The sequence below is a fragment of the Azospirillum lipoferum 4B genome, from assembly GCF_000283655.1.
GTDB classification, from domain to species: domain Bacteria; phylum Pseudomonadota; class Alphaproteobacteria; order Azospirillales; family Azospirillaceae; genus Azospirillum; species Azospirillum lipoferum_C.
Genome location: NC_016622.1, coordinates 2,658,599 through 2,675,836, shown reverse-complemented (window position 1 = coordinate 2,675,836; position 17,238 = coordinate 2,658,599). Strand labels below are relative to the sequence as shown.

Sequence of the window (17,238 nt, the reverse complement as noted above, 5' to 3'; positions counted from 1 at the left end):
GCGCTTGCGGAGTTAAGCCGCCGGCCAGCCCGCCGCCGGCCGCACCTCGCCCACCCGCGTGCCGGCGCGGTTCAGCAGCGGGGCGGTCAGCAATTGCGGCACGCGCGCCCATTGCGCCTCGGTCAGCGCCCCGGTCGAGCGGATCAGCGCGGCCAAGGCAACATCGCGGGCGCGGGCTGCGCCGTCCTCGATCTTCAGCGCGATGCCGATGCCCTGCTCCGGGATCACGGCGCAGCCGACGCCCTCGGCCCCGCCCTTGACCAGCACGGCGCCGCCGGCCGCCTCCATCAGCGCGGTGTCGAAGGTGCCGGTGCCGCCGATCAGGAAGGGGTGCCTGCCCCAGGCGGCGGCGATGCGGGTGACGGCCGCAGCCCGCGCGTCGGGCAGGTCGACCGGGTCGGCGATGCGGGCCATGGCATAGGCGATGGCGCCCAGCGGGATGCCGATGGTGGGGATGGAACAGCCGTCCACACCCCAGGGCGCGCCGAACAGGTCCTGGCCGGTCATCTGCTCAATCACGCCCAGGATGCGCTGCTGCACCGGGTGTTCGTAGCGGACATAGCCCTTCAGCCGCTCGCCCCTGTGCTTCGCCGTGGTCAGGAAGCCGCTGTGCTTGCCGGAGCAGTTGTTGTGGAAGGCGGTCGGCGCCTCGCCGCGGCGGACCAGATCCGCGGCGGTGGCCGGATCGTAGGGGATCTGCGCGCCGCATTCGTAATCGTCGAGCGTCAGCCCGACCCGCTCCGCCCAGGACCGCACCAGTTCGGTATGCCGCGCCTCGCCATTGTGGGAGGAGCAGGCGAGCGCCAGTTCCTCGTCCCCCAGCCCGAAGGCGTCGAGCGCGCCGCTTTCCACCAGCGGGATCGCCTGCAGCGACTTGATGGCGGAGCGCGGGTAGACGGAGGCGTCGATGTCGCCCCAGCGCGCCAGCACATGACCGCCGGCATCGACGATGCAGGCGCGGGCGCGGTGGACCGATTCCACCAGGCTGCCGCGCGTCACCTCGACGGTGATCGGGCTTTCCGCCGGGCCGGACAGATCGGCGCGGCCCTCGGCGCCCTCGCTATTCTGGTGGGAATGGCCGTGGTGGTGATCCCCACCGCAGCAGGAGTGGTCGTGCGTATGGTCTTGGCTCATGCCGGCAAGCTTGCCTCGGGCGGGCGGCGGCGGCAAGCTCCGGCCCGGTTATCCTTACCTGGAGCAGCGGGTTCTTCATGCGTGGTTATTTCGGAATCGGGGTGGAGCGGATCAGCAAGCCGGGCAATGTCGGCAACCTGATGCGCACCGCCCATGCCTTCGGCGCCTCCTTCTTCTTCGCCATCGATCCGGAACCGGATCTGCGGGAGACGAAGCTGGTCGATACCTCGGGCGCCACGCTGCACCTGCCGCTCTACATCCACGAGCGGGTCGCCGACTTCACCCTGCCCAGGGACTGCATGCTGGTCGGGGTGGAGCTGACCGACGATGCGGTGGAGCTGCCCAGCTTCCGCCACCCGTCGCGCGCCGCCTATGTGCTGGGGCCGGAGCGCGACAGCCTGTCGCCCGCCCTGCTGGCGCGCTGCGACCATGTGGTGAAGATCCCGATGTCCTTCTGCATCAATGTCGGCGTCGCCGGGGCGCTGGTGATGTATGACCGGATGATCTCGCTGGGCCGCTTCGCCGAGCGCCCGGTGCGTCCCGGCGGCCCGCTGGAGGGGCCGGCGCAGCACAAGCATGGCAAGCAGATCATGCGCAAGGAGGACCGCCGCCGCCGCATCCGCGGGGAGCAGAAGCCGGTTCCCGACGACAGCGACGAGTAAGGATGCCTCAGAGCGGCAGCGGATCGTTCCCGGCGACGGCGCAGATCCGCTGCACCACCGCGGGCTTGGGCACTGATATCTCTCCCTGTTCGAAGGCCACCACCTGAAGCGTGCCGCGCACCGCCTCCAGCAGCTCGCCCCGGCGCAGCAGGAAGTCGGGGGAGGACGGGCGGCCGAAGCGGGCGTTGCCGTCGGCGAAGGTCTCGTAGATCAGCACGCCGCCCGGTTCCAGCGCCGCCAGGATGGCGGGGAAGAGCGGGCGGTGCAGGTAGTTGGTGACGACGATCCCGGCGAAGCGGCCGGCGGTCGGCAGGGAGGGGGTGTGGCTGCCCGAGTCGCCGCTCTCCAGATCGGCCTGGATCAGGGTGACGCCCGCGCTGCCGTCCAGGTCGGCGACGCCGCCGAGGTCGCGGTCCAGCCCGGCCACCGGATGGCCGCGCCGGTGGAACAGCCGAAGATGCCGCCCGCCGCCGCAGGCGAGGTCGAGCACCGGGCCGCCCGCCCGCACCAGCGGGGCGAAGCGCTCCACCCAGGGGGAGGGCGGCGAAAGCGGGTGGGGCGTGGACATGGTCGGATTCTCCTCGGCGGGACTTCTTTTCCGGGGCCGCGGGAACGATATCACAGGAGGTATGGACAACGGACCCGCCCGGCGTTTGACGGCGCGGCCCGGTCGTGCTGAATTAGGACAAATACCGAGTCGCGCCGCAACCCGGACCGGCGCACCGGGGCGGATCTTCCAGCTGCGGGTTAGTTTGGGGCTTGTGGGGATATGATCCTCTTCGCGTTGAGATGCTCGGCCGACCACCGGTTCGAGGCGTGGTTCCGCAACGGCGCCGCCTATGACGAACAGGCGGCGGCGCACCAGATCGCCTGCCCGATCTGCGGCGACACCGTCGTCGGCAAGGCGCCGATGGCCCCGCGCATCGCCAAGGGAGTCGCCAGGGCCGCCGACCGCGCCCGCGACCAGGCCGAAGCCGTCGCGGCGAACGCCCCGCCGTCCGCTGCCCCGGCTGCCCCGTCCAACGCCGCGCCCGCAACCCTGCCGGCGCCGATTCCCGCCCCGGTTCCACTGCCCAGCGCCGCCGACATGGTCGCCGCCCTGCCGCCCAGCCTGAACGACGCCCAGCGCGAGGCGGTGGCCGAGGTGATGCGGCAGCTGACCGAGGTGCGGCGCAGCGTGGAGAAGAACTGCGATTATGTCGGCGACCGCTTCGCCGAGGAGGCGCGGCGCATCCATTACGGCGAGACCGATCCCCGCGGCATCTATGGCGAGGCGTCGGACGACGAGGTCGCCGAACTCCACGAGGAGGGTGTGACATTTCACCGCATTCCGTGGATCCCGCGGACCGATTCCTGAGGGACCGGACCGCCGCGCCGGATGCGGCGCACCACTGATTCCCAACGAAACCATTTGAAAAGCTGACTGTTTGTAAGGCGCGCCCGGAAACTGGCGCGCCTTTCTCATGTCCGGCTGCAGCCCTGCCCGAGCCTCGGTTTCCGGGGGATCGTCCCTGGTCGGTGCGCCTTCCCATCGACCAAGGTAGGGGGTGCGCCCAACAATGATCTGTATCAAACAATTGGGCAGGTCAAGGGCGTACGAATTACGGGGAGAAGCCCGGACGCGATCGCCCGGACGGAAAATGCCCGAGTGTCTTAAAGACCGTCGAACAATCGCCGGCACTCGATGAGGGGACGCACATGACTCCAAATGCAACACGGATCCTGAACAATCCAAAGTTCCAGGAACTGGTGGCCAAACGGTCCGCCTTCGCCTGGACTTTGTCGATTGCCATGCTGGTCATCTATTTCGGCTTCATTCTGCTGGTGGCGTTCGGGAAGAGCTTCCTGGGCACGCCGATCGGCTCCGGCGTTACGACCTGGGGCATTCCGGTCGGCGTCTTCACCATCGTGTCCGCCTTCATCCTGACCGGCATCTACGTCTATCGGGCGAACGGCGAATTCGACGAGCTGAACCGCCAGATTCTGGAGGAATCGAAGTGATCCGCGCCGCCACCACCCGCATCGCCGCCCCGGCCGCCGCCCTGGCGTCCATGGCGGGCGCGCTGGTTCCCGCCTCCGCTTACGCCGCCGCCGTCGAAGGCGCCGTGACGAAGCAGGCGACGAACTGGTCCGCCATCATCATGTTCATGATCTTCGTCCTCCTGACGCTGGGCATCACCTTCTGGGCGGCCCGCCGGACGAAGTCGGCCAAGGACTTCTACGCCGCCGGCGGCGGCATCACCGGCTTCCAGAACGGTCTGGCCATCGCCGGCGACTACATGTCGGCCGCGTCCTTCCTGGGCATCGCCGGCCTGGTGTACGCCAACGGCTTCGACGGCCTGATCTTCTCGGTGGGCTGGCTGGTCGGCTGGCCGATCATCCTGTTCCTGATCGCGGAACGGCTGCGCAACCTCGGCAAATACACCTTCGCCGACGTCGCCTCCTACCGCTTCCAGCAGACGCCGATCCGCACCCTGTCGGCCTGCGGCTCGCTGGCGACCGTCACCTTCTACCTGATCGCCCAGATGGTGGGTGCCGGCAAGCTGATCCAGCTGCTGTTCGGCCTCGACTATCTGGTCGCCGTCATCATCGTCGGCGTGCTGATGATCGGTTACGTGACCTTCGGCGGCATGCTGGCCACCACCTGGGTGCAGATCATCAAGGCGGTGATGCTGCTGTCCGGCGCCTCCTTCATGGCCTTCATGATCCTGGCGAAGTTCGGCTTCAGCCCCGAGGCGATGTTCAAGGCCGCCGTCGACATCCACCCGAAGGGTCTGGCGATCATGTCGCCGGGCGCGCTGATCAGCGATCCGGTCTCCGCGATCTCGCTGGGCATGGCGCTGATGTTCGGCACCGCCGGCCTGCCGCATATCCTGATGCGCTTCTTCACCGTCGCCGACGCCAAGGAAGCCCGCAAGTCGGTCTTCTACGCCACCGGCTTCATCGGCTACTTCTACATCCTGACCTTCATCATCGGCTTCGGCGCCATCCTGATGATCCTGGCCCCCGACGCCACCGGCGCCTATCCCTTCCTGACGGCGGCCCCGGCGGCCGGCGCCAAGGCGGTGATCGCCAACGTCATCGGCGGCACCAACATGGCGGCCATCCACACCGCCCATGCGGTCGGCGGCGATCTGTTCTACGGCTTCATCTCGGCGGTCGCCTTCGCCACCATCCTGGCGGTGGTCGCGGGTCTGACGCTGGCCGGCGCCTCGGCGGTCTCCCATGACCTCTACGCCTCGGTCTTCGCCAAGGGCCGCGTCAACGAGGCCGACGAAATCCGCGTCTCGAAGATCACCACCGTCGTCATCGGCGTCCTGTCGATCGTCCTGGGCATCGCCTTCGAGAACCAGAACGTCGCCTTCATGGTCGGTCTGGCCTTCGTCATCGCCGCTTCGGCCAACTTCCCGATCCTGCTGATGTCGATGTTCTGGAACAAGATGACCACCCGCGGCGCCGTCATCGGCGGCACCCTGGGCCTGGTTTCGGCGGTCTCTATGCTGGTCCTGGGTCCGACGGTGTGGAAGGCGGTTCTGGGCAACCCGGCCGCGCTGTTCCCCTACGACAACCCCGGCCTGTTCTCGATCACCATCGCCTTCGTCGGCATCTGGTTCTTCTCGATCACCGACAACAGCGCGCAGGCCGAGAAGGAGCGCAAGGACTTCGAAGCCCAGTACATCCGGTCGCAGACCGGCCTGGGTGCCGAGGGTGCCTCCGCCCACTAAGCGGTCAGCCCACCAAGCGGCTTGCCGTCCGGACAAAACGGGCGGAGCAGGAAGACCAGGGAAGGGATCGCGCCTCGCACCGCACCCTTCCCCCCTTTCGGGGGACGCTCAAGCCCGTGCGGTGACCGAACCACGCCGCCAAATGTCGCACCCGCTTCCGGCACCGCGCCCGGCGGGTGTATCCTGAAAAGCGCCTCCGGATCCGATCCGGGGGCGCTTTTTTATGCCCCGCCCTCCTGTGACGGAGCCCGCCCGTGCAGCACGCGACGCCGACCGCCTCCCCGGACTTCGATTTCGGCCGGCCCCCCTTCGACCTGCTGACGGCGGACCAGCGCGCGGCGCTGGCCGGCGCGCTGGACATCGCCCTTTATCCGCGCGAGGCCGTGATCCTCTGCCGGGAGGAGCCGACCGACTCGCTGTTCGTCGTCCTGCGCGGGAGCGTGCAGGAACGCCGCGGCGGCGAGGTGGCGGCGGTCTACGGGCCGGGTGACCGCTTCGGCCTGCAGGCGCTCTATGGCACGGCGGGAGGAGGGTACGGTACCGGCGCCCGCCGCTTCGTCGCGGCGGAGGACTGCGTCTGCCACCTGATCCCGCGCCCGGCGCTGGAGGCGTTGGCCGCCGAGAATCCCGCCTTCGGCACCGCCATCCTCGGCGATTTCGCCCAGCGCATGCGCGATCTGGCGGCCGAGCGCTCCAACCGCGAGATGGCGGCGCTGACCATGGCCCGCATCCGGCAGGCCTACCTGCACCCGCCGCTGTTCGTGGAGGCCGGCGCCAGCCTGCGCGACGCGGCCGAGGCGATGCGGCAGAACCGCGCCAGCAGCGTTCTGGTGCGCGGGGTCGACGGTGCCGTCGGCATCCTGACCGGCACCGACCTGCGCGATCTGGTGGTGCTGGACGGCCGGCCGGTGACCGACCCGGTCGGGCCGCTCGCCCGCTATGGCCTGCTGACGCTGGACCGCGACGACCTGCTGTTCAACGCGCTGGTCCTGATGACCAAGCATGCGGTGCGCCGCGTCGTGGTGACGGAAAACGGGGCCATCGCCGGGCTGCTGGGGCAGAGCGACCTGCTGGCGGTGCTGTCCAACCATTCCCAGGTCATCGGCGTGCAGGTGGAGCATGCGACCAACCCCGACGACCTGCGCCGGGCCAGCCGCTCCATCGTCGAGCTGATCCGCACCCTGCACGCCACCGGGGTCAAGGTGTCCTTCATCGCCGATCTGGTGACGGAGCTGAACCGCCGCATCTTCCGCAAGCTGTTCGAACTGCTGGCCCCGCCGGAGCTGCTGGCGAACAGCTGCCTGATCGTGATGGGCAGCGAGGGCCGCGGCGAACAGCTGCTGAAGACCGACCAGGACAACGGCCTGATCCTGCGCGACGGCTTCGACTGCCCCGACCTGCCGCGCATCGCCGCCGAGTTCACCAGCCATCTGGTCGCGTTCGGCTATCCGCCCTGTCCGGGCAACATCATGCTGTCCAACCCGGAATGGACGCGGCCGCTCGCCGGCTACAAGGATGCGATCTTCAGCTGGATCCACCGCCCCGACGAGGCGGCGCAGATGAACCTCGCCATCTTCTACGATGCCGCTCCGGTGGCCGGCGACGCCACGCTGCTGCAGGACGCGAAGGACTATCTGCTGGGCCGGCTGCAGGACAACCAGATGTTCTTCACCCAGTTCGCCCGCCCGACCCTGTCCTTCGACACGCCGGGCGGCCTGTTCGCCGCCCTGTTCGACCGGCGGCGGGGGGAGCCGGTGGACATCAAGAAGGCCGGTATCTTCCCGATCGTCCATGGCGTGCGGGCGCTGGCGCTGGAAAAGCACCGGGCGGAGACCAACACGGTGGAGCGCATCCAGGTTCTGGCCGAACTGGGCGCGCTGGACCGCAAGATGGCCGGCGATCTGGTGGAGGCCTTCACCATCCTGTCGACGATCCGGCTGAAGGCGCGCGTCGATCTGCCCCAGGACACCGAAGGGGCGGAGGAGGGGGCGGAACTGGCGATCGACAACCTCGTTTATCCCGACCGGCTGGGCAAGCTCGACCACGACCAGTTCAAGGACTGCCTGGCGTTGGTGAAGAGCTTCAAGGAGCTGATCGCCCATCATTTCCGCCTGAACCACTGAGGCGGCGATGGTCCAGTCAACCCACACCGACATCGACCGTCACGGCGACCGCCACGGCGACCGTCGCGAACATGTGGCGATCCATTGCGAGGCGACCGGCTTCGATCTTGAGGCCGCGAGGCCGCTGGCCTTCGCCGCCATCCGCATCCGCGGGCCGCGCATCCTGACCGGCAGCGCCCTGCTGCTCCATCCCGGCAGCGACAGCGGGCTGGGGGAGGCCGGCGACCTGCTGCATGCCTTCATCGGCGACCGACCACTGGTCGGCTATTACCTGGACTTCTCCGTCGCCATGGCGGAACGGCTGACCGGCCGGCCGCTGACGCAGGAGCGGGTGGAGGTGTCGGGCCTCTATTACGACCGCAAGATCCGCAACGCGGTGAAGCATGCGGTCGACCTGCGGCTGGACAGCATGATCCGCGACCTCGACCTGCCGGTGCGCGCCGAGGGGGCCATCGGCACCGCGCTGGCTGTGGCCATGGCGTGGCTGCGGCTGACCCAGGAGGGGCGCTGAAGGGAGCTGTCCCCGTCCCCTGATGCAGGGCAGGGCTATGGCATGGATTTCGTGCGCATACAAAGCCCCTCTCCCCTTGCGGGAGAGGGGTTGGGGTGAGGGGTCGCGAATCTGATTTCCACCGGCTTTCAGCCGGCAACACCCCTCATCCCAACCCTTCTCCCGCAGGGGGAGAAGGGCATCCGAAGTGCAACGTCGTCGCTCAAACCCCAAACGCGGTTTTCCCAGGTGCCGGGAGAGGGCGCTACCCCACCCGCTCCACCTCGAAGGCACGGTCGTGGGTCAGCGACGGGACCATGCCGCGGGCTTCCGCCACGCGGTCCAGGTCGAGGTCGGCGGTGATGAAGCCGACATCGGTGCCCGCATCGGCCAGCACCTCGCCCCAGGGGGCGATCAGCAGGGAATGGCCGTAGGTCTGGCGGCCCTGGTCGTGGCTGCCGGTCTGGGCCGGGGCGATCACGAAACAGCCGGTCTCGATGGCGCGGGCGCGCAGAAGCGTGTGCCAGTGGGCGCGGCCGGTCGGCACGGTGAAGGCGGCCGGCACGGTCAGGATCGACGCCCCCGCCTGGGCCAGCGCCCGGTACAGATAGGCGAATCGAACGTCGTAGCAGACGGTCATGCCGATGCCGCCCCACGGGCTGGACGCCACCACGGCACGCTCGCCCGGCCGGAAGCTGGCCGATTCGCGATAGGCTTCGCCGTTCTTCAGCGTGACGTCGAACATGTGGATCTTGTCGTAGGAGGCGACGATCCGCCCGCCGGCGTCGAACAGGTAACTGCGGTTGGCGGCGCGCCCGTCGTCGAGCAGGACATGCAGGGTGCCGCCCAGGATCCAGGCCCCGGTCTCCCGCGCCAGATCGGCGAAGAAGGGGATGCCGGGATGCTCCGCCTCGCTGCGGACGCGTTGCATGGTCTTGTCGCGGCCCTGGACGATCCAGCCGACATTCTCGGGCAGGGCGATGAAATCCGCCCCGGCATCGCGGGCGCGGCGGACGAGGTCGCCCGCCGCGCGCAGGTTCGGCTCAAGCTCCGTGCCCGCATTCACCTGGACGCAGGCGGCCTTCAGCATGCCGCTGCCGGCGATGGCTTCGCTCATGCCGCGATGCCGAGCAGCGGATCGAGCTTGCCGGCGCGGTCCAGCGCGTGGATGTCGTCGCTGCCGCCATAGGGCTTCCCGTCGATGAAGATCTGCGGGACGGTGGTCCGGCCTTCCGACCGCTCGATCATCTCGCTGCGGCGGCCGGGCTGGGCGTAGAGGTCGATTTCCTCGTATGTCACGCCCTTGCCGTCGAGCAGGCTCTTGGCCCGCATGCAGTAGGGGCAGAAGGGCGTGGTGTAGATGACGACGTCGGCCATGCCGCTGGGCTCCTTTTGGACGTGGAGAAAGTATAGGATCAACCTGCGAGAGGCGCCAGACGTTGCAACCCGCGCGCAACGCCGGTCAGCATCGCCGATCAGAACCGCCGGATCCGGCCCTTTTCAAGCGTCAGCGGAGCACCACGCGGGCCAGCGTCAGCACATCCACCCTGGCCGCCCCGGCACGCAGCAGGACCCGCGTGCATTCCGCCAGCGTCGCCCCGGTGGTCAACACGTCGTCGACCAGAATCAGCCGCTGCCCCGTCACCAGCCCTTGGACCGATTGCCCCGGCCGCAGGCGGAAGGCGCCCTTGACGTTGCGGTGGCGGCCCTGACGGTCCAGCCCGCCCTGGGTCGGGGTGGCGCGCTGCCGTTGCAGCAGGTCGGGCATGGCCGGCACGCCGCTGTGCCGCGACAGCGCCTGCGCCAGCAGGGCGGCCTGGTTGTAGCGGCGGTGGAACAGCCGGGCGCGGTGCAGCGGCACCGGCACCAGCCGGTCGGCGTCCTCCAGCAACTCCCGCCCGGCGCGGGCCAGCCAGACGCCGTAGGCCTTGGCGGCATGGATGCGGTCGCCATGCTTGAAGCCCAGCACCAGCGGCCGGCTGCCGTCGTCATAGATCAGAACGGCGCGGGCGCGGGCGAAGGGCGGACGGGCGGCCATGCAGGCACCGCACAGGGTGCCCTCCTGCGCCTCGTATTCGAAGGGCAGGCCGCAGCAGGCACACAGCGGCGGGGCGATGAAGGTCAGGCCGCTCCAGCAGCGCGCGCAGAGTCCCCCCTGCCGGTCGACCGCCTCGCCGCAGCTGAGGCAGCGCGGTGGCAGCAGGGCGTCCAGCAGCCGGGTGGCGGCGCCGGCGGCGGTGCGGCCCAATCTTGCAAGGGGAGCGGAGAAGGGAACAGGCGCCTGCATCCGGACGGTCCCGTCACTGCAGCATGGCGATGCGTTCGAAGATCACGCCGGTGTAGTCGCGCAGCGCCAAAAAGATCGCCGGGCCGGTGACGAACAGGATCAGCAACGTGGCGAAGAACTTGGTGTCCTGCTGCAGCGATGCTTCATTGATCTGGGTGGCGCTCTGGAACAGCATGATCACTGCGGACAGAAGGGCGGTGATGCCCAGCGGCGGCAGCGAAATCTTCAGAATGACCATCAGCGCTTCGTGACTGACGGCGATGGCCTCGTCGATGCCCATGCAGATGCCTGTCCGGTTTGAAGGCCCGTTCGGGAGTGGTGCTGTGGAGAAGACGGCTGGGCTGCGAGTGTAGCACGGTTGTCGTGCCGCCGGGCTGGGGTATAGTGCGGCCATGACAAGCCCCGACAGCATGACCGTCTTCGACCGCGCGCTGGTCCGCCGCCGCCGCGACCGCGCCGTCGCCGAATTCTCCGACCACTCCTTCCTGTTCGAGGAGATCGCCGACCGGCTGGCCGACCGGCTGGAGGATGTGATCCGTCCCTTCCCGCTGGCGCTGGACGTCGGCTGCCACGACGGGGCGATGGCCCGCATCCTGAAAGGCCGCAAAGGGATCGAACGGCTGGTCGCCTGCGACCTGTCGCCGGACTTCGCCCGGGCCGCCGGCGGCCTGGGCAACCCAGCCATCGCGGCAGACGAGGAGTTCCTGCCCTTCGCCCCCGGCAGTTTCGATCTGGTGGTCAGCAATCTCAGCCTGCACTGGGTCAACGACCTGCCGGGCGCCCTGGTGCAGATCAGGCAGGCGCTGAAGCCCGACGGCTTCTTCTGCGCCTCGATGCTGGGCGGCCAGACCCTGGCCGAGCTGCGCCGCTGCCTGTACGAGGCGGAGATGGAGGTTGCCGGCGGCGTCTCCCCCCGCGTGTCGCCCTTCGCCGAGATCAAGGATGCCGGCGGGTTGCTGCAACGCGCCGGCTTCGCCCTGCCGGTGGTCGACAGCGACGTCATCACCGTCACCTATTCCGACGCCTTCGCCCTGATGCGCGACCTGCGCGGCATGGGCGAGACCAACGCGGTGCTGGCGCGGCGCAAGGTTCCCGCAAGCCGCGGGCTGCTGTTCGACGCGGCGCGGCGCTATGCCGAACTCTACGCCGAGCCGGACGGGCGCATCCCGGTGACCTTCGAGGTGCTCTATCTCGCCGGCTGGTCACCGCATGAAAGCCAGCAGCAGCCCCTGAAGCCCGGCAGCGGGCAGGTTCCGCTCGGCGACGCGCTGAAGGGCGGCGGCTGCGGTATCCACTGAAGCAGGTTGAGGGGCCGGTTTACGCAACCAGCTTCCAGGCCATCCAGCCCAGCACCCCGGCGTTCACCAGCATGATCGCCGGGGCGACCCGGGCGACGGCGGTGCGCCAGGTGCGGCCGGCGACATGGCCGGCCAGCCCAACCGCCAGCAGGCTCGGCACCGTGCCGAGCGCGAAGGCGGCCATGCCGAGCGCGCCGGTCAGCGCGCTGCCGCTCGCCGCCGCCACCGCGATGGCGCCATAGAGCATCCCGCAGGGAATGAAGCCCAGCGCCACCCCCAGCCCATAGCCGCGCCAGCCGGTCGGGTTGCCGAACAGCGGCCGGGCGATGCCGGACACCCGCTCCCCCCACCAGCGCTGAACTCCGCCGCTTCCCAGCGACGGCGCTTTCGGCAGCCAGGACAGCACGCTGCCCGCGGCATAGCCGAGGAAGAACAGCGCCGCCAGCGCCAGCAGCGCCACCAACAGCCAGCGCAGTCCGGGCAGCGCCCCGATATGGCCGGCGACCGAGGCCGACAGCGCGCCGATCAGCGCATAGGTCGTCGCCCGGCCGGCATGGTAGGGCAGCACCGCCGCCCCGGTCAGGCGCCGGAATTCCGACATCGCCGACAGCGGTACCCGCTCCAGCCGAGCCGAGACCTGGGCCAGCACGAAGGGGCCGCACATGCCGGTGCAATGGGTGGTGCCGCCGACCAGCCCGGCGGTCAGCAGGGCCAGCAGCAGCCCACTGTCGCGGTCGATGACCACGGCGCACTGGTTCAGTCCGGCATCCAGCAGCGACAGGGCGTCCAAGGCGGACCTCTCCGGTTCGGGAACTGGCGGCGATCTTAAGGGGGAGGGGAGGGCGGTCCAATGACGTGGGTCAATGGATTTGGTGCGTTTTCGGGGGTGTGGGGGGAAGCGACCGGGGGGTGATTGCTGCAACTGCCCCCTCCCCATCCCTCCCCCGCTTCGCGGTGGAGGGGGTAGGATGCTTGCGGGCGTAAGGTTAATCGCCAGAGCGGCGGAGTTCCCTCTCCCACCGAAGGTGGGGGAGGGTTAGGGAGGGGGCAAGCGCGACGACGACTTCACCCCGGTCGCTTAACCCCACGCCGTCACGCCAGCAGGCGGGCGATGGGTGGGCGGCTGGGGTGGAGGACGACGCCCTCGTCGGTCGGCTCCACCTTGGCGTCGGGGTAGGCCGCCAGGGCGTATTGCAGGGCCTGCACGAAGCGCGGCTTGAAATGCTTCATCTGGTCGTAGCCGGCGCCGAACTGGGCATAGAGCGACGGCCAGGAGATCGGCTGCGGCCGGCTCAGCGAATGCAGCCGGTAGGCCAGCCAGACATAGAGGTCGAGGCTGAGCGAGCGGTCCTTCAACTGCCGCACCGCCTCCTCCAGCAGCGGGACCGGGTGGTCGCGCAGGGCCTGGAAGAAGGTCTCGTCCAACTGCACCACGTCGTTCCACAGCGTGCCCTGGCGGTCGTCGCCGAGGTCGTCGTGGAAGATCAGGCCGCGCTTGACGATGCCGCCCTTCTCGAACACGTCGGCATTCTCGCCGTCCCAGAAGAATTTCAGGGTGCAGGCGGAGATGCGCAGCGACTGCTCGCGGAAGCCGCGGAAGGTCTCGCCGCCGACGCTGATGCCCATGCGGGTCAGCCAGTCGCGCATGGAGCGGCCGAGCTCCACCTCGCGCCGGCCGGTGCGTACCGCCTGGGTCTGCAGATAGATCAGGATCATCCGCGCCCGCGCGCCATAGGGCACGCCGAACAGCTTCACCTTGCCGTTCACCTTCAGCCGGCCCGGTTCGACCAGCAGCGTCACCTGATGGCCGCGCTTTTCCCAGGGGGCGTCGTCGGCCAGCTTCTTGTGCGGCAGGCTGGTCAGGCAGAAGCCGCTGTAGGTGATGCCGAGATGCTGGTTCTCGTCCGCCAGGATGTCGGCGGCGATGTCCACCAGCGTCCGTTCCTCGGGCCGGACCAGGGCGCGCGCCTTGTCCCGCCCATGTTCGATCACCAGCCTGTGTATGTCGCCCATCGCCGCCCCGCCCAGATGTTGTGGCATCCTGGTGAGCGGCGGGCGCCTGAGTCAATGTGGGGTTAGGCGACCGTGCTAGTCGACGGTTAGTTGTTAGACCTATTAGTTGAGTCGCCGCTTAACCCCATGGGGAAAGCCCGAGTCGCGCCGCTTTTCCCCACGAATCAGCCGCTTTGCCCCACGGGGATGGAGGTGGAAAAGACCGGCCGGTCGCTTTTCCCCACGGGCGGCAAGGGGCGACTCGCGACGGTTGCGGAGGGACTCGGGAGACGGGTGGTCGCTTAACCCCACGGGTGGGGAGGGGGCACCCGAAGCCTACCCCCATCCCGCCTCAATGGCTCATCAGCACCGGAACCGTCATGTGCTGCAGCATGAAGCGGGTCATGCCGCCCAGCACCAGCTCGCGGAAGCGGGAGCGGCCGTAGGCGCCCATCACCAGCAGGTCGCAGCTTTCGTCGGCGGCCATGTTCAGCACGGTGTCGCCGGGCTCCACCACATCGGTGGCGACGTGGGTGGCCTCCACGCGGCAGCCGTGGCGGGACAGGTGGCGGGCGATGTCGGCGCAGGGCTCGTCGCCCAGGCCGTTGGGGCCGGGCTTCGGATTGGCGGCCATCACCACGACGCGCTTGGCGGCGGCCAGCAGGGGCATGGCGTCGCCGATGGCGCGCGCCGCCTCGCGGCTGCCGTTCCAGCCGACCAGCACCCGTTCGCCGACGGTCGGGAAGCGGCCGGCATAGGGTACGACCAGAAGCGGCCGGCCGCATTCGAACAGCAGGTCGGCCGGCTGTGCGACGGGTTGATCGCGGTCGCGCTCCGGCGCCGGCTGGCCGACCACCACCAGATCGGCATAGCGGCCGCGCACCGCGGCGGCGATGGTGGGGTCGCCCTCCTGAACCAGCCATTCCGAGCGGTCGGTCAGGCCATGGTGGCGCATGGCATCCTCGAAGGCCGCAGCCATGCCGGCCGTCTGGTCGTTGCGCGTCTGGCGACGGCTCTCGCGCAGTTCCTGCGGAAATTCGGCCTCGATATAGCCGGGGAACACGATGTCGGTGAAGGCGTAGAGCGCGGTCAGATGCGCATCGCACCGGACCGCGAGCCTGGCCGCGAGGTCGAGACGCGCTGCGGACGCGGGCGTATCGTCGACGACCACCAGAATGTCCTTGAGAGCCATGGCGTGATTCCTGCCCATTGATTGTGACCGTTGCCGTCATCGCCAATCGAGACGGGGGCGATGCACGGGCGGGGCGGTGCCGGGCGGCGGTAACCTCACTTGCGGTGGCCCGCACGCGTTGGCCCCACTTGCCTTGGCAGTATAGAACCGCTGGCGGTTGCCGATGTCTTTCCTTTACAGGGCACAGCCATGCCCTGTTCGCGTTCCTGCAGTGCACACAAACGACTCCGGAGCGGATGGCTGCGCAAGGATACAATCCCAGGCCGCAAGGAGTGTGGCAAGGAGTGCAGCCGAAATATCGATCTTCCCCGAACGAAGGTGCCGGACGACACAAAAAGCCGGGATTGAGGTTCGATTCAGTTTGCAACCCCGGCTTGAGTGAATACTATAATATGCGGCTGTGTCTTCGTCGCACCGGCTGTAGAAACCTCCAAGCTCTGCTGCGACCGGGTGCCTTTGGTTTTGACGGGCGGGTGACACTTCGCGTAAGTGTTGGGTATCGTTTTCCTGATGAGTACCCCGCTCTTACCTCGCCATGAGTCCAGATCCCCGAATCTCCGCGCTGGCCGACGCTCTGTCGGGTGCCGCCTCCGGTGCGCCGGGGCTTGACGCCCTGCGTCAGATTCTCGACGCCATGACCGTGAGGGTGGCGCTGATGGATCCGCAGCGGCGGCACATCTACGCCAATCGTGCCTATCTGGAGATGATGGGGACCAGCCTGGACAAGGCGGTCGGCACCACCATCGGTCAGCATCTGGGACCGGAACTGCAACGCAGCACCAAGGCGCTGGCCGAACGGGCGCTGTCGGGCGAGACGGTGCAGACGGAGGGGTGGGTCACCCAGGCCGACGGGCAGCAGCGCTACGTGACGCGGCTGCACGCCCCGCACCGGTCGGAAGACGGCGCCATAACCGGCTATTTCGTCATCCTGCAGGACATGACCGAACGCCGGCAGGTGCAGGACGACCTGTTCCGCCTCGCCTATTACGATCCCGTGACCGGGCTGGCCAACCGCCTGATGCTGCTGAAGCACATGGCGGACTACGGCAACATGGGCGAGCCGTTCACGCTGGTCATCCTCGACATCGACCGATTCGCCGAAATCCGCAGCAGCATGGGCCAGGGCTTCGCCAACGAGCTGCTGGACGATCTGGCGCAGCGGATGGGGGCGCAGGCCGCCGCCTTCGACCTGATCGCGCGGGTCAGCGACCATGCCTTCGCGATGCTGGCCGGCGGCACCTGCGACCGGCCGGCGCTGGAGGCCGCCATCGACGAGCTGGCGGCGGTGGTGCGCTCCGCCCGCTCCAGCTCCGGCGGTACGGTGTTCCTGTCGGCCAGCATCGGCGTGGTGGAGGCCCAGCCCGGCCACGAGCGGCCGGAGGACGTGCTGCGCGACGCCGAGATCGCCACCGCCCGCGCCCGCGAACAGGGCGGCGGCCGGCAGGCCTGGTTCGATCCGGCGATGCATTCCCATGTGGTCGAACAGGTGCGGCTGGAGCATGACCTGCGCGGCGCGCTGGCCAGCGGCAGCGACCTGTGGGTGGCCTATCAGCCCATCGTGGAGATGGTGACCGGCGGGCTTGCCGGGTTCGAGGCGCTGATGCGCTGGAACCATCCCGAACGCGGCAACATCCCGCCCGGCATCTTCATCCCCATCGCCGAGAGCACCGGCCTTGTGGTGTCGCTCGGCACCTGGGTGCTGCGGCAGGCCTGTCTGCAGATCGCGGAGTGGCAGGACCGGCGCGAACCGGGCTCCGCCCCGCTGTTCATGAGCGTCAACCTGTCCACCCACCAGCTGTCCGATCCCAACTTCGTCCAGGTCGTGCGCGAGGTGCTGCGCGAGACCGGGGTGGAGCCGTCCTGGATCAAGCTGGAGCTGACGGAAAGCGCCGTCATGGACAAGGCCGAGCAGTCGATCCGCCTGCTGCGCGACCTGCGGGCGCTGGGCATCAAGCTGTCGATCGACGATTTCGGCACCGGCTATTCGTCGCTGTCCTACCTGCACAAGCTGCCCATCGACAGCCTGAAGGTCGACCGTTCCTTCGTCTCGGCCATGCACCAGTCGGAGGAAAACCGCGCCATCGTCCGCATCATCATGGATCTGGCGCGCCTGCTGGGCTTCGACGTCATCGCCGAGGGCATCGAGACCAGCGCCGACGCCAATCTGCTGCGGGCGCTGGCCTGCGACTACGGCCAGGGCTATCACTTCGCCCGCCCGCTGCCGCCGGACGTGGCGGGCAAGCTGGTGGGTGGGGAGTTGCCTTGGCAGATGCCGCGGTGAGGGGTGGTTTGGCGGTGCCCCCTCCCTAACCCTCCCCCACCTTCGGTGGGAGAG

Annotated in this window: 17 protein-coding genes; 8 read left to right on the top strand and 9 right to left on the bottom strand. The window is 68.8% G+C overall.

Annotation, left to right across the window (positions count from 1 at the left end):
• Positions 1 to 12 precede the first annotated feature (12 nt).
• Positions 13 to 1,134 (bottom strand): asparaginase, encoded by a 1,122-nt coding sequence (locus tag AZOLI_RS12425; RefSeq protein ID WP_014249008.1) that lies wholly within the window; start codon positions 1,132 to 1,134, stop codon positions 13 to 15.
• Positions 1,135 to 1,211: 77 nt separating this feature from the next.
• Here AZOLI_RS12425 and AZOLI_RS12420 point away from each other — a divergent pair, with 77 nt between their 5' ends.
• On the top strand, positions 1,212 to 1,796 hold the full coding sequence (locus tag AZOLI_RS12420; RefSeq protein WP_014249007.1) for an RNA methyltransferase: 585 nt from the start codon (positions 1,212 to 1,214) through the stop codon (positions 1,794 to 1,796).
• A gap of 7 nt (positions 1,797 to 1,803) precedes the next feature.
• Here AZOLI_RS12420 and AZOLI_RS12415 read toward each other — a convergent pair whose 3' ends face one another.
• The gene (locus AZOLI_RS12415; RefSeq protein WP_014249006.1) at positions 1,804 to 2,364 is read right to left on the bottom strand and encodes a class I SAM-dependent methyltransferase; all 561 of its coding nucleotides are present in this window, start codon (positions 2,362 to 2,364) and stop codon (positions 1,804 to 1,806) included.
• A gap of 201 nt (positions 2,365 to 2,565) precedes the next feature.
• Between AZOLI_RS12415 and AZOLI_RS12410 the strand changes: the two genes are divergently transcribed.
• The 5 genes from AZOLI_RS12410 to AZOLI_RS12390 all read left to right on the top strand — a co-directional run bounded on the left by AZOLI_RS12410 (position 2,566) and on the right by AZOLI_RS12390 (position 8,155).
• Positions 2,566 to 3,153: a DUF1178 family protein gene (locus AZOLI_RS12410; protein WP_014249005.1), complete on the top strand. Its 588-nt coding sequence runs from the start codon at positions 2,566 to 2,568 to the stop codon at positions 3,151 to 3,153.
• A 341-nt stretch (positions 3,154 to 3,494) separates the two neighbouring features.
• On the top strand, positions 3,495 to 3,797 hold the full coding sequence (locus AZOLI_RS12405) for a DUF485 domain-containing protein (RefSeq protein WP_014249004.1): 303 nt from the start codon (positions 3,495 to 3,497) through the stop codon (positions 3,795 to 3,797).
• Positions 3,798 to 3,847: 50 nt separating this feature from the next.
• Positions 3,848 to 5,521 carry a cation acetate symporter gene (locus AZOLI_RS12400; RefSeq protein WP_044550892.1) on the top strand — a complete coding sequence of 558 codons (1,674 nt, stop codon included), beginning with the start codon at positions 3,848 to 3,850 and terminating at the stop codon, positions 5,519 to 5,521.
• A gap of 254 nt (positions 5,522 to 5,775) precedes the next feature.
• Positions 5,776 to 7,644 carry a DUF294 nucleotidyltransferase-like domain-containing protein gene (locus tag AZOLI_RS12395; RefSeq protein ID WP_014249001.1) on the top strand — a complete coding sequence of 623 codons (1,869 nt, stop codon included), beginning with the start codon at positions 5,776 to 5,778 and terminating at the stop codon, positions 7,642 to 7,644.
• Between the two features lie 7 nt (positions 7,645 to 7,651).
• Positions 7,652 to 8,155 (top strand): DNA polymerase III, encoded by a 504-nt coding sequence (locus AZOLI_RS12390; RefSeq protein ID WP_014249000.1) that lies wholly within the window; start codon positions 7,652 to 7,654, stop codon positions 8,153 to 8,155.
• A gap of 244 nt (positions 8,156 to 8,399) precedes the next feature.
• Here the strand turns inward: AZOLI_RS12390 and AZOLI_RS12385 are convergent, their stop codons facing one another.
• From AZOLI_RS12385 to AZOLI_RS12370, 4 genes are all read right to left on the bottom strand, one after another.
• Positions 8,400 to 9,251, bottom strand: coding sequence for a carbon-nitrogen hydrolase family protein (locus AZOLI_RS12385; protein WP_014248999.1), 852 nt, complete (start codon positions 9,249 to 9,251; stop codon positions 8,400 to 8,402).
• Positions 9,248 to 9,511 carry a glutaredoxin 3 gene (grxC, locus tag AZOLI_RS12380; RefSeq protein ID WP_014248998.1) on the bottom strand — a complete coding sequence of 88 codons (264 nt, stop codon included), beginning with the start codon at positions 9,509 to 9,511 and terminating at the stop codon, positions 9,248 to 9,250. Before grxC ends, AZOLI_RS12385 begins: the two co-directional genes overlap by 4 nt.
• Positions 9,512 to 9,641: 130 nt before the next feature.
• Positions 9,642 to 10,421, bottom strand: a complete 780-nt coding sequence (locus AZOLI_RS12375) for a ComF family protein (protein WP_081505936.1) — start codon at positions 10,419 to 10,421, stop codon at positions 9,642 to 9,644.
• A 13-nt stretch (positions 10,422 to 10,434) separates the two neighbouring features.
• Complete coding sequence (locus AZOLI_RS12370; RefSeq protein ID WP_014248996.1) at positions 10,435 to 10,701, bottom strand: flagellar biosynthetic protein FliQ; 267 nt, start codon at positions 10,699 to 10,701, stop codon at positions 10,435 to 10,437.
• A 112-nt stretch (positions 10,702 to 10,813) separates the two neighbouring features.
• Here AZOLI_RS12370 and AZOLI_RS12365 point away from each other — a divergent pair, with 112 nt between their 5' ends.
• A complete protein-coding gene (locus tag AZOLI_RS12365) occupies positions 10,814 to 11,719 on the top strand; it encodes a methyltransferase domain-containing protein (RefSeq protein ID WP_014248995.1) in 906 nt (301 codons plus the stop codon).
• Positions 11,720 to 11,738: 19 nt separating this feature from the next.
• On the opposite strand, the gene AZOLI_RS12360 is transcribed toward AZOLI_RS12365, so the two are convergent.
• The 3 genes from AZOLI_RS12360 to AZOLI_RS12350 all read right to left on the bottom strand — a co-directional run bounded on the left by AZOLI_RS12360 (position 11,739) and on the right by AZOLI_RS12350 (position 14,903).
• Positions 11,739 to 12,509 carry a sulfite exporter TauE/SafE family protein gene (locus AZOLI_RS12360; RefSeq protein ID WP_014248994.1) on the bottom strand — a complete coding sequence of 257 codons (771 nt, stop codon included), beginning with the start codon at positions 12,507 to 12,509 and terminating at the stop codon, positions 11,739 to 11,741.
• A gap of 302 nt (positions 12,510 to 12,811) precedes the next feature.
• Entirely contained in the window at positions 12,812 to 13,759 is a 948-nt protein-coding gene (locus AZOLI_RS12355; RefSeq protein WP_429725866.1) for a replication protein RepA, read from the bottom strand.
• Between the two features lie 304 nt (positions 13,760 to 14,063).
• Positions 14,064 to 14,903, bottom strand: coding sequence for a universal stress protein (locus tag AZOLI_RS12350; RefSeq protein WP_014248991.1), 840 nt, complete (start codon positions 14,901 to 14,903; stop codon positions 14,064 to 14,066).
• A 535-nt stretch (positions 14,904 to 15,438) separates the two neighbouring features.
• Here AZOLI_RS12350 and AZOLI_RS12345 point away from each other — a divergent pair.
• A complete protein-coding gene (locus tag AZOLI_RS12345; protein WP_014248989.1) occupies positions 15,439 to 17,184 on the top strand; it encodes a putative bifunctional diguanylate cyclase/phosphodiesterase in 1,746 nt (581 codons plus the stop codon).
• Positions 17,185 to 17,238 lie beyond the last annotated feature (54 nt).